This is a genomic window from Arthrobacter sp. B1I2 (assembly GCF_030816485.1).
Taxonomy (GTDB): domain Bacteria; phylum Actinomycetota; class Actinomycetes; order Actinomycetales; family Micrococcaceae; genus Arthrobacter.
In genome coordinates this window covers 1,355,330-1,367,578 of record NZ_JAUSYC010000001.1, presented here as the reverse complement: position 1 = coordinate 1,367,578, position 12,249 = coordinate 1,355,330, and the positions used below count along the sequence as shown (strand labels likewise).

Here is a 12,249-nt window from a genome sequence, read left to right as displayed (position 1 = left end):
TCAGACCCGGACCAGTCCGGCAGCCTCGGCCAGCAGCTCAACGGAGCGCAGGCGCGCCTCGGTGCCGGGGCTCTGGTGCGCCACGATGAGCTCGTCGGCGTCGGCGTGCCTGCCGAAGCTGTCCAGGTAGTCAAGGACGACGTCGGGCGTCCCCACTGCGGAGTACGTCATCATTTGTGCCATGTGGCGTCCCTGCGGCGAGTCCAGGATCATGTCCGCCTCGTCGTCGGTGAATTCCCGGCCGCCGCCGAAGAACAGGGAGACGCGGGCACGCTTGGTGGCCTGCATCATCTCCTGCGCCTCGGAGGCGGAGTCGGCGGCGATCACGTTGACGCCGGCGATCACGTGCGGGGCGTCCAGCTGGGCGGACGGCTTGAACTCGCGGCGGTAGATGGCCACCGCGTCCTGCAGCGCGGCCGGGGCGAAGTGCGAGGCGAAGGCGTAGGGCAGGCCCAGCTGCGCAGCCAGGCGGGCGCCGAACAGGGAGGAACCCAGGATGTACAGCGGAACGTTGGTCCCCTTGCCCGGGGTGGCTTCAACGCCCTGGATCCGGGTGGGACCGGTCAGGTAGCCCTGCAGTTCCAGGACGTCCTGCGGGAAGCTGTCCGCGGACATGGGGTCGCGGCGCAGCGCGCGCATGGTGTTCTGGTCGCTGCCGGGCGCCCGGCCCAGGCCCAGGTCGATCCGTCCGGGGTGCAGGGTCTCCAGGGTGCCGAACTGTTCGGCGATAGTCAGCGGGGAGTGGTTGGGCAGCATGATGCCGCCCGCGCCCAGCCGGATGCTTTCGGTATGTGCTGCCACGTGGGCGATCAGCACGCTGGTGGCTGAGGAGGCGATGGAGGACATGTTGTGGTGCTCGGCGTACCAGATGCGCCGGTATCCCAGCTTCTCGGCGCTCTGGGCCATGGCCACGCTGCCCGCGAAGCTCTCCGCCGCCGTCTGGCCCTTGCCGATGGTTGCCAGGTCAAGGATGGAGAGGGGGAGAGTCACGGTAAGTGCCGGCCTTTCGGGAACGTTTCGTAAGAGTCGCCCTGCCGGATTGCGGCGGGCACTTGATGCATAACCACGGCGGAGCCCGGCTTATTTCACCTTTCACGGAATACTCAGCACCCTTATGAGGTTGCCGCCCCTATGAGCCATGATTCAACGAAGCAGCTGGAACTGTCCGCAACGATTGACCTCAAGGATCTGGGAACCGTGCACCGGCTAGGTTTTGGTGCCATGCGCATCGTGGGTGACGGCGTCTGGGGTGAGCCCGCCGACCGTGCCGCCGCCGTGGCCGTGGTGCGCCGCGCCGTCGAACTTGGGGTGGATTTCATCGACACCGCCGACTCCTATGGCCCCAACATCAGCGAGGAAATCATCGCCGAGGCACTCCACCCGTACAAGGAGGGCCTGAAGATCGCCACCAAGGTGGGCTTCACCCGCACCGGGCCCAATAAGTGGATTCCCGTTGGCCGGCCGGAATACCTGCGCCAGCAGACGGAACTGAGCCTGCGCAAGCTGAAGGTGGACACCCTGGACCTGCTCCAGCTCCACCGGATCGATCCCAAGGTGGACGCCGAGGAACAGTTCGGTGTGCTGCGCGAGCTCCAGGACGAGGGCAAGGTCCGCGCCCTGGGCCTGTCCCAGGTGAGTGTGGCGGAGCTGGAGGCGGCCGGAAAGCACTTCACGGTATCCACGGTCCAGAACCGCTACAACCTGACGGACCGCAGTTCCGAGGACGTACTGCGCTACTCGGAGGAGAACGGCATCGGCTTCATCCCGTGGGCGCCCATTTCCGCGGGCGAGCTGGCCCAGCCGGGAGGACCGCTGGACGAGGCCGCCAAGCGCCTGGGCGCCACCACGTCCCAGGTGGCCCTGGCCTGGCTGCTGCGCCGCTCCCCCGTCATGATGCCCATCCCCGGGACCGGTTCCGTGCAGCACCTGGAAGAAAATATGGCAGCCGCGGGCATCACGCTCGACGACGACACGTACGCCGAGCTTGAAGCTGCCGGCAAGTAAAGAATTACAGACAGGAGAAACACCATGGCAAACATCCTGATGGTCGTCTCGGCCGCAGATTCCCTCACCATGAAGGACGGCAGCGAGCACCCCACCGGGTACTGGGCAGAGGAACTGGTGGTGTCACACCAGACCCTGACCGAAGCCGGAAACACGGTCCACCTGGCTACCCCCGGCGGCAGGAAGCCCACCGTGGACCAGGTGAGCCTGGCCGCCGAGTCCGCAGGCGGCGAGGAACGGGCGCAAGGCTTCCGGGACTACCTGGAAAAAATCGACGGCGAGCTTGCGCACCCACTGGTGCTTGCCGACGTCGACATCGCCGCCTACGACGCCGTGGTGCTGCCCGGCGGACACGGCCCCATGGCGGACCTCTACAAGGACGCCGACCTGGGCCGCCTGCTGGTGACAGCCAACAAGGACGGCAAGATCATTGCGCCGTTCTGCCACGGTCCCGCGGGGCTGCTGAGTGCAACGGACGACGACGGCGGGTTCGCTTTCAAGGGCCGGCGCCTCACGGTCTTCACCAACGAGGAAGAGCTCGGCGGCGGGACCGGCGAGAACACCCCGTGGCTGGTGGAGGATGCGCTCAAGGAGAAGGGTGCCGTCATCGAAAACGGTGCCGCCTGGACCTCCAACGTGGTGCGCGACCGCAACCTCATCACCGGCCAGAACCCGCAGTCCAGTGAGGACGTAGCCAAGGAAGTCCTCGCGGCCCTGGGCTGAGCAAGCCACAGTTCCGAGGCAATAGCAGAGGGGACCAGTTCGTACTGAACTGGTCCCCTCCTTGCGGCTCCGCCGTTGCGCGCCTCGCCCGCATGCGCCTTACGGATTAGACGGCGCAGCCGCCATTCGTAATGGTTGGGTCGATCGCCGTGATCTGCTTCTGGATATCGGACAGCTGGGCCTGAAGGCCAGCCACTACCAGCCTCTGCGCTTCAACGGCGTCCTTCTTCAATCCCTTCTGGGTTTGAAGGTCCCGAAGTTTGATCTGAGCGGCAGTCAGCTGAGTGTCGAGAGTTTTCAGCTGTGCCTGCAGCTCCGCCAGTTTTGCTTCCGTGGTGCTGATCTCGCCGTTGAGCTGGTTGAGTTGCGCAAGCAGCGGTGCTACCCGGCCCTGAAGGTCCAGAACGGCAGCCTCCTGGGTGGCGATCTGGGCATTGAGTTCCCTGACCCGAACTACCAGGGCGTCTCCGAGCTGGTTGAGTGCAGTGATATCCGCCGTCTTCGCAGTCACCGCGGTGTTGGCCGCATCAAGCGTTGCCTGCAGGCCCTTGAGCTGGTCCTGAAGGGCGGAGATATCGGAGCTCTTGGTGTCCACCGCTGTGTTGGCTGCGGTCAGCGTGTCCTGCGCTTGGGTCAACGCGGCCTTCTTCGCTTCCAGAACTGCCTGCTGATCCCCGACCTCCTGTTGGGCCTGCTGCACATTTTCGGTGAGAGTTGGCAGGGCAGCTTCGAGGTCGGCCACCACCTGCTCCTGGGCCTTCACCGCGTCCGCCGCCGCCGTCGCCGCCCGTTCCAGTGCCGGGAGCTGGCCCTGCAGGGTGCTGAGCTCGGACTGCTTGGCGGTAACCGCGGCATTGGCCTGGTCCACCGCAGTTTGGAGGGCGGGCACCTGGGACTTCAGTGAATCGATGTCAGCCTGCTTGGCCGTGACCGCCAGGTTGGCCGCGTCGAGCGAAACCTGAAGGGATGCCGCCTGCGATTGCAGCCCACTGCTCTCCGTCTGCTTGGCGAGCAGTTGGTTGTTCAGGGTGGCCACCTGGCTGTTGAGGGTGTTCAAGTCGCCCTGCAGACCGGAGATCAGCGTGTTCTTGTCACTAATTTGGGCGTTGATTTTGTTCAGATCTATCTGGACGGCGTCGCGCTGTGCGATAAGGTCGCGCTTTTTCTGAGAGTTGCCGTTGATCGCATCAATCTGGGTGTTCAGCGAGGCAACATCCGCCTCGAGGCTCGTCTTTTTTGCCTGCAGATCAGCCAGCTCTTTTTGCGCTGTGGCCAGCTGGGCCTGCTTCGTCGAGATCTGACTGTTCAGCGTAGAGATCTGTCCCTGCAGGGCGGCAATGTCAGCATTGACCGCCGTGATCTTGGCAGCGTTGTCGCTGACGGCCTTCGCTGCTGCCGCCGCGTTTGCCTGCAGCGTCACCAGGGCTGTCTGGGCTGCCGTGATTTCGGCGTTCTTGGCGTCAAGGGCTGCCTTCGCCGCGGCGGCCGTGGACTTCAGGCCCACGAGCTGTGCCTCAGCCGCGGCGATCTGGTCCTTTTTACCGGTGACCGCTGTATTGGCGGCTGCGGCGGCGTCCTGCAGCCCGGTCAGGGTCTTATTGGCGGCATCGACCGCTGCCTGCTGGGCCTCCAGTTCTGCCGCCGCGGCGGTTCCTCCGTCCTGAAGCTCCTTTAGCTTGGCCTCGGAATCAGCAACTTCCTGCTGGGCAGCGGTCACAGCGTCGGCTGCCTGCTGCGCCTGAGTGGTCAGCGCTGCCAGCTCGTCTTGGGCCTGCTGGGCCTCAAGGTCCTTGGCCGTAACGGCGGTGTCCGCATCGGAGGCTGCCTGCTGCAGGTCGCCAAGTTCGGTCTTGGCCGCCTCAAGGGACGTGGTGTTCGCGGCCTGCTGGGCCTCAAGGTCCGCAAGCGTGATCTTCAGATCCGCAGATTCTGACTTCGCCGCTGCCAGTTCATCCTGCAGCGGGTTGAGCTCGTCTGCAACCGTTGCCAGCTGGCCCTGCAGGTCTGCGAGGTCAGCCTTGGCAGCCTCCACGGCGGCCGCCGTGGTCGCCTGGTCGCGGATGATCTGGTCAATCTCTACCTGCGCCGCGAGTTCCTGGACGTCCAGCTGCTTCTCCTGGGCCTCAAGGTCAGCCAGCGCCTTTTCTGCGTCGGCGACCTGGGTTGTGAGCGAGTCCTTGGAGGTTTGGAGCTTCGCCCTGTCCGCCTGCAGCACAGCGATCGCGTCCGCATTCTTCTTGGCCGCAGCCTTCAGGAGGTTCTCCTGGACTGCACCGCGGTGCGCCAGCTGGTTCACCACGCCATTGCACATACCTGTGGTGGACGTTGTCGCTGCAACGGCTGGCTGGACCAGCACCATGCTGGTGGCGATCAGGCCGGGCAGGACAACGGCGGCAGCCAAGCGGCGGGAAAGCACAGAGGGGGACGGGAAAGTGCGCATGCGGGCTCCTGTTAAGACCATTGCAGCGGCCCACTCTGGCCGCTTCATTGCCCAACCGTAGATCCGGCACGGGCAGGAAACACGCGTAGTCACCACTTGTCTTTTTTGCCCGAGTACTCGCTTTCTGCTGAATTTGTGGTGCGCGGCCACGTGGTTTATGGAGCACGCCGCAGGTGGAATATGACCGCCGCGGTCCTCCGGTTAACCGCCGTTACTCCCTGTATCCCAGCATTTCGGAGCCTTTGATTCCCCCTCCCGGGCTGCCGGATAGTTGCTGCAACGCGCACACTTCCGTTGCATCTCCGCCGCCCTTCCAAGGAGGAATCATGGCTATCAAACCCAAGCCGGCCGCCGTCGTTGCCCTTGCCGTCTCAGCGCTGCTGGGACTGGCTGCCTGCTCCGATCCCGGCGCATCGGCGGCGACAGCACCGTCGTCGTCCGCCACTAACGCCGCAGGTAAAACCTTCAACCTCTCTCCTGAGCAGGACCGCTTCAAGGTGCAGGCAGACTCCGCAGCCGCGGCGCTGGTGCCGGAGGCGATCAAAGCCGACGGCAAGCTCACCGTGGTGACCACCGGCGGCACGGCCCCACTCAGCACATTCGCCACAGACAACAAGACCCTGATCGGCAGCGAAGTAGACATTGCCTACGCAGTGGGTGAGGCACTTGGCCTGCAGGTGGAGGTCCTGCCCGTCGCCTGGGCGGACTGGCCGCTGGGCGTCGAATCGTCCAAGTACGAGGCCGTGCTCTCCAACGTGACCGTCACCGAGGCACGGAAGGAAAAGTTCGATTTCGCCACCTACCGCAACGACCTCCTGGGCTTCTATGCCAAGGCTGACTCCAGCATCGGGGAGATCAAGGAAGCCAAGGACGTGGCGGGCAAGAAGATCATCGTGGGCTCCGGCACCAACCAGGAAGCCATCCTGGTGCGCTGGGACGAGGAGAACAAGAAGAACGGCCTGGCGCCGGTGGAGTTCCAGTATTACGACGACGACTCGGCCTCGAGCCTGGCCCTCCAGTCGGGCCGTGCGGACCTGACGTTCGGCCCCAATGCCGGTGCTGCCTACAAGGCCGCGCTGGACGGCAAGAGCAAGCAGGTGGGCACGCTCAACGGCGGCTGGCCGCTGACGGCGCAGATCGCCTTCACCACCAAGAAGGGCAACGGCCTGGCGGCCGCCGCCCAGGCTGCGCTGAACCACCTGATTGAGGACGGCACCTACGCCAGGATCCTGGACCGCTGGGGCCTCTCCTCCGAGGCCATCCAGAAGTCCGAACTGAACCCGGCGGGACTGCCCAGGAAGTAGGCGTCCTTCCGACGAATGGATCCCCGCCGGGTAGCGCCCGGCGGGGATCCTTCTGTGTCAGCGGGGTCCGGGAAAGTGCACTCCCGGGCGGTTAGGCAATAGTCTGGCCAGATGGGGACCAGTGCCGTGAATTCCGGCGAACAAGTGGACAGGCAGTCGCGCATTCTTGATGCGGCGATGGATCTGCTGTCGCGTCACGGCATTTCAGGTGTGAGCATGCGGGCCGTGGCGCGGGAAGCCGGCGTGGCCCTGGGCCTGGTGAACTACTACTACGACGACAAGACCACGCTGATCCGGGCAGCCCTGCGCCGCGTGGATGAGCACGACCTTCTGCTCGTAGCCCCCGATCCCTCCTCCACCCCGGACGAACAGCTGCGCAAGGCCCTCCGCCGCGTGGCCGGCGCTGACCTGCTGACCACCCGATACCTGTCCCTTCGCCTGCACCTTTGGGCCCTCGCCCAGGCCGACGAGGACTACGCGCAGATCAACGCCGCCGCCTTCGACCGGTACATCGACGGGCTCGCGGCACTGGTCTCCAGCGCGCATCCCGGCCTCTCCTGGGCGGCATGCCGGGAGCGGGCGGCGGACATCGTCGTCATCCAGAACGGCATGTGGCTGACGGCACTGCTCGGCGTCGACAAGGCCTCCATCCAGAGAAGCATCGCGCGCACGGAGCAGATCGCTTTCGCACCTATCCAGGCCAAGCCCGTCCAGGACGACAACGCCGGTCACCCGGAGCCCGGCCAGCACTAGAAAGCCGCAACAAGGCACCGGAAGCTTCACCCGTAACTTTGAACAATCGTTCAAGAAAAGTATTGAACACTCGTTCAACCTGCATTACTGTCCTTCCTATGACTTACGCCACACCACTTCGGGACGACGTCGACAGCACTCAAACCGGGACGGCAACCTCCCTGTTTATCAACGGCGTGTGGGAGCCGGCGGCATCCGGCGCCGTACGCGGGATCCGCAACCCAGCCGATGGCGAGCTGGTGGCCACCGTCTCCGAGGCCGGCCGGGAGGACGCCGAACGCGCCATTGCAGCAGCCCGCTCCGCCTTCGACTCCGGCGTCTGGTCCTCGGTCCCGGCGCCCGAGCGCGGAACCTTCCTCCTGAAAGTCGCGGCCGGCCTGCGCGAACGCCGGGAGAAGTTCGCCCGCGCCGAGTCCCTGGACACCGGCAAGCGGATGGTGGAAAGCCGCATCGACATGGACGATATCGCCGCCTGCTTCGAATACTTCGGCAGGCTCGCCGGGCAGCAGGCGGGCCGGGTGGTGGACGCCGGGGACCCCGGCGTCGTGAGCCGCATCGTTTACGAACCCGTTGGCGTCTGCGGGCTCATCACGCCGTGGAACTACCCCCTGCTCCAAGCGGCGTGGAAGATCGCCCCGGCACTGGCCGCAGGCTGCACCTTTGTCCTGAAGCCGTCAGAGCTGACCCCGTCCACCAGCATCCTGGCCATGCAGCTGCTGCAGGACCTCGGCCTGCCGGACGGCGTGGCCAACCTCGTCACCGGCGCCGGCGCGCAGGCGGGCGCCCCGCTCTCGGAACACCCCGACGTCGACCTTGTCTCCTTCACCGGCGGCCTGGAAACCGGCAAGCGCATCGCCGCGGCCGCCGCAGGCACCGTCAAGAAGGTGGCGCTGGAGCTCGGCGGCAAGAACCCCAACGTGGTGTTCGCGGACGCGGACTTCGACGCCGCCGTCGACAATGCCCTGAACGGCGCCTTCGTCCACTCCGGGCAGGTCTGCTCCGCCGGCGCCCGGCTGCTCGTGGAGGAATCCATCGCCGAACGCTTCGTGGACGAGCTGGTCCGCCGCGCAGAGGGCATCCGGATCGGCGGCCCCTTCGACGACGCCGCCGAAACCGGACCCCTGATCTCCGCCGCGCACCGAGACAAGGTCCACGCCTACGTCCAGCGCGGCATTCAGGAAGGCGCCCGGCTCCGCACCGGCGGGGCGGCACCGCAGGGCGAAAAGTACGACGCCGGCTTCTACTACCAGCCGACCATCCTGGACCGCGTCCAACGGGGGATGTCCGTGGTCACCGACGAGGCGTTCGGCCCGGTGGTGACGGTGGAAACCTTCCGCACCGAGGACGAGGCCGTGGCCACCGCGAACGACACCATCTATGGCCTGGCCGGCGCCGTGTGGACCCAGGACGCCGGCAAGGCGCAGCGCGTGGCGTCGCGGCTGCGGCACGGGACCATCTGGATCAACGACTACCACCCCTACCTCCCGCAGGCCGAGTGGGGCGGCTTCGGCCAGTCCGGCGTCGGCCGCGAGCTGGGTCCCACGGGCCTGGCCGAGTACCAGGAAGCCAAGCACATCTACCAGAACACCAGCCCGCAGGTCACCGGCTGGTTTGCTGACCACGGCAAGGAGAACTAGATGCACTACGACAACATCGACGACGTCACGGACCGCGCGTTCGACTACGTCGTCATCGGCGGCGGGTCCGCGGGCGCCGCCGTGGCCGCACGGCTCAGCGAGGATCCGGACATGACCGTGGCCCTCGTCGAGGCGGGCCCGGATGACCGCAATATCCCCGAAATCCTGCAGCTGGACCGCTGGATGGAACTGCTGGAATCCGGCTACGACTGGGACTACCCGGTGGAACCGCAGGAAAACGGCAACTCCTTCATGCGCCACGCCCGCGCCAAAGTCATGGGCGGCTGCTCCAGCCACAACTCCTGCATCGCCTTCTGGGCTCCCCGTGAGGACCTGGACGAGTGGGAGTCCAAGTACGGCGCCGCCGGCTGGAACGCCGGCGCCGCCTGGCCACTGTACAAGCGGCTGGAAACCAACGAGGACGCCGGCCCGGACGCACCCCACCACGGGGACTCCGGCCCCGTGCACCTGATGAACGTGCCCCCGGTGGATCCTGCCGGCGTCGCGCTCCTGGATGCCTGCGAACAGGCGGGCATCCCCCGCGCCAAGTTCAACACCGGAAGCACCGTGGTCAACGGTGCCAACTTCTTCCAGATCAACCGCCGGGCGGACGGTACGCGCGCCTCCAGCTCCGTCTCCTACATCCACCCCATCATCGAGCGGCCCAACTTCACCCTGCTGACCGGCCTCCGCGCCCGCCAGCTGGTAATTGATGCGGACAAGCGCTGCACCGGCGTGGACGTGGTGGATTCCGCGTTCGGCCGGACCCACCGGCTTTCCGCGCACCGCGAGGTCATCCTGTCCACCGGCGCCATCGATTCCCCCAAGCTGCTCATGCTCTCCGGCATCGGCCCGGCCGCACACCTGGCCCAGCACGGCATCGAGGTTGTGGTGGACTCCCCCGGCGTGGGCGAGCACCTGCAGGACCACCCGGAAGGCGTGGTCCAGTTCGAGGCCAGGCAGCCCATGGTGCAGACCTCCACGCAGTGGTGGGAAATCGGCATCTTCACCCCCACCGAGGACGGCCTGGACCGGCCGGACCTGATGATGCACTACGGCTCCGTCCCCTTCGACATGAACACCCTGCGGCACGGCTACCCCACCACGGAGAACGGCTTCAGCCTCACCCCGAACGTGACGCACGCCCGTTCCCGCGGCACCGTGCGGCTGCGGAGCCGCGACTTCCGTGACAAGCCCATGGTGGACCCGCGCTACTTCACCGACCCGGAGGGCCACGACATGCGCGTCATGGTGGTCGGCATCCGGAAGGCCCGCGAAATCGCCGCCCAGCCCGCCATGGCGGAATGGACCGGCCGCGAACTCTCGCCCGGCGTCGACGCGCAGACGGACGAGGAACTCCAGGACTACATCCGCAAGACCCACAACACCGTCTACCACCCGGTGGGCACCGTCCGCATGGGCCCGGCCAGCGACGATATGTCGCCGCTGGACCCCGAGCTGCGGGTCAAGGGCGTCACCGGCCTCCGCGTGGCCGATGCGTCCGTCATGCCCGAACACATCACCGTCAATCCCAACATCACCGTCATGATGATCGGCGAGCGCTGCGCCGACTTGATCCGCGCCGGGCGGGCCCTCACGGCTCCAACGGCGGAGCAGGAGGAGGAGCTCAACCCAGCCTTCGCCTGAGTGCGCCTGGGCGGCCAAGCCGTCACAGCAGGCCAAGGATTCCGCCGCACCCCGGGGCGGCCGGCCTTCACCATCGTGCTTTTCTGATCTAGGAGTCCATATTGGAACCCAGCAAGAGTATTGATTCAAGCGGCATGGACGAATTTGGCTACACCCAGACCCTGGACCGGAGCATCGGCAAGTTTGCCAGCTTCGCCGCGGGTGTCAGCTACATCTCCATCCTCACCGGTGTCTTCCAACTGTTCTACTTCGGTTATTCCATGGCCGGCCCGGTGTACGCCTGGTCCTGGCCCATCGTGTTCGTCGGCCAGCTGATGGTGGCCCTGTGTTTCGCCGAGCTCGCCGGCCGCTACCCCGTTGCCGGCTCCGTCTACAACTGGGCCAAGCGGCTCGCGTCGGGAACCTCGTCCTGGCTGGCCGGCTGGCTGCTGCTGTTGTCCTCCATCATGGCGCTGGGCTCCGTGGCGCTGGCCCTGCAGATCACCCTGCCGCAGCTCTGGTCCGGCTTCCAGTTCGTGGGTGACGGCACCGGCCCCTACGACTTCGCCATGAACGGCGTGGTGCTGGCCACCATCATGATCACCATCTCCACCCTCATCAATGCGTTCGGCGTGAAGCTGATGACCAGGATCAACAGCATCGGCGTCTTCGTGGAGCTGGTCGCGGCCGTGCTGCTGATCCTTGCCCTGGGCTGGCATGTGGTGCGCGGGCCCGAGGTCTTCTTCCAGACCAACGGCTTCGGCGAAGGCCATGACCTGGGCTTCTTCGGCGTCTTCCTGATCGGGGCCATGGCCTCCGGCTACGTCATGTACGGTTTCGACACCGCCAGCTCCCTGGGTGAGGAAACCAAGGACCCCAAGAAGACGGCGCCAAAGGCCATTCTCCGCGCCGTCACCGCGTCATTCCTGCTGGGCGGCGGGATCCTGCTCTTCGGCATCCTGGCCGCACCGGACCTCGCCGACCCCCAGGTGGGAGCTGCCGACGGCGGGCTGCAGTACATCGTGCTCTCCGTCCTGGGCGGCCCGTTCGGCAAGGCCTTCCTGGCCTGCATCGTGGTGGCCGTGGTGGTGTGCACCCTGGCCGTGCACGCCGCCGCCATCCGGATGATGTTCGCCATGGCCCGCGACAACAACCTGCCCTTCAGCCGGCAGCTCAGCAAGGTGGATCCGGTCCGCAGGACCCCCACTGTCGCGGCGATCGTAATCGGCATCATGGCCGTCATCCCGCTGCTGGTCAACGTGACGCAACCGGCGATTTTCACCATCCTGTCCAGCATCAGCATCGTGCTGATCTACCTGTCCTACCTCCTCGTCACCGTTCCCCTGCTGCGCAAGCGGTTCCTGAAGCAGTGGCCCCTGGCCAACGATGGTTCCGAGCCCGGGTTCTGCATGGGCAAGTGGGGTGTTCCCGTGAACATCGTGGCGGTGCTGTGGGGCGCTGCCATGACGGTAAACCTGGTTTGGCCCCGCCCGGAGATCTACAACTCGGTGCCGCCGTTCGAGTGGTACCTGCAGTGGGGCGGCGTGATGTTCGTAGCCGTCGTGGTCATTGGCGGCACCCTGCTCTACCGCCTCAAGATCCGCCACCAGACCGGGGTGCTGGCCGAGCATGCCGCGGCCATCGCCGCCCACCCGTCGTCAGGCGCCGCACGGCACGAGGCGCCGCACCAAGCCCCGCAGGACGAACTGGCGGTCAACGGCGTCCTGGCAACAGAAAGCTCGTAACGCCTTTTCGTAAGGGT

The 12,249-nt window shown here is 66.1% G+C and carries 9 protein-coding genes; 7 read left to right on the top strand and 2 right to left on the bottom strand.

The annotated features are described in order from the left end of the window. A complete protein-coding gene (locus tag QFZ57_RS06330) occupies window positions 1-990 on the bottom strand; it encodes an LLM class flavin-dependent oxidoreductase (protein WP_306898863.1) in 990 nt (329 codons plus the stop codon). A 141-nt stretch (window positions 991-1,131) separates the two neighbouring features. Between QFZ57_RS06330 and QFZ57_RS06325 the strand changes: the two genes are divergently transcribed. Both QFZ57_RS06325 and QFZ57_RS06320 read left to right on the top strand, forming a co-directional pair. Next, window positions 1,132-2,004, top strand: coding sequence for an aldo/keto reductase (locus QFZ57_RS06325; protein ID WP_306898861.1), 873 nt, complete (start codon window positions 1,132-1,134; stop codon window positions 2,002-2,004). Window positions 2,005-2,028: 24 nt separating this feature from the next. After that, complete coding sequence (locus QFZ57_RS06320) at window positions 2,029-2,727, top strand: type 1 glutamine amidotransferase domain-containing protein (protein WP_306898859.1); 699 nt, start codon at window positions 2,029-2,031, stop codon at window positions 2,725-2,727. A 106-nt stretch (window positions 2,728-2,833) separates the two neighbouring features. Here the strand turns inward: QFZ57_RS06320 and QFZ57_RS06315 are convergent, their stop codons facing one another. Then, complete coding sequence (locus QFZ57_RS06315; protein ID WP_306898857.1) at window positions 2,834-5,167, bottom strand: chromosome segregation ATPase; 2,334 nt, start codon at window positions 5,165-5,167, stop codon at window positions 2,834-2,836. 326 nt (window positions 5,168-5,493) lie between these two features. Between QFZ57_RS06315 and QFZ57_RS06310 the strand changes: the two genes are divergently transcribed. The 5 genes from QFZ57_RS06310 to QFZ57_RS06290 all read left to right on the top strand — a co-directional run bounded on the left by QFZ57_RS06310 (window position 5,494) and on the right by QFZ57_RS06290 (window position 12,232). After that, window positions 5,494-6,471, top strand: a complete 978-nt coding sequence (locus QFZ57_RS06310; protein ID WP_306898855.1) for an ABC transporter substrate-binding protein — start codon at window positions 5,494-5,496, stop codon at window positions 6,469-6,471. A 111-nt stretch (window positions 6,472-6,582) separates the two neighbouring features. Continuing rightward, window positions 6,583-7,224: a TetR/AcrR family transcriptional regulator gene (locus QFZ57_RS06305; protein WP_306629600.1), complete on the top strand. Its 642-nt coding sequence runs from the start codon at window positions 6,583-6,585 to the stop codon at window positions 7,222-7,224. Between the two features lie 98 nt (window positions 7,225-7,322). After that, window positions 7,323-8,861: an aldehyde dehydrogenase family protein gene (locus tag QFZ57_RS06300; protein WP_306898851.1), complete on the top strand. Its 1,539-nt coding sequence runs from the start codon at window positions 7,323-7,325 to the stop codon at window positions 8,859-8,861. Continuing rightward, window positions 8,862-10,508 carry a GMC family oxidoreductase gene (locus QFZ57_RS06295; RefSeq protein ID WP_306898849.1) on the top strand — a complete coding sequence of 549 codons (1,647 nt, stop codon included), beginning with the start codon at window positions 8,862-8,864 and terminating at the stop codon, window positions 10,506-10,508. It begins immediately after the preceding gene. Window positions 10,509-10,642: 134 nt separating this feature from the next. After that, window positions 10,643-12,232 (top strand): APC family permease, encoded by a 1,590-nt coding sequence (locus QFZ57_RS06290; RefSeq protein ID WP_306901543.1) that lies wholly within the window; start codon window positions 10,643-10,645, stop codon window positions 12,230-12,232. Window positions 12,233-12,249 lie beyond the last annotated feature (17 nt).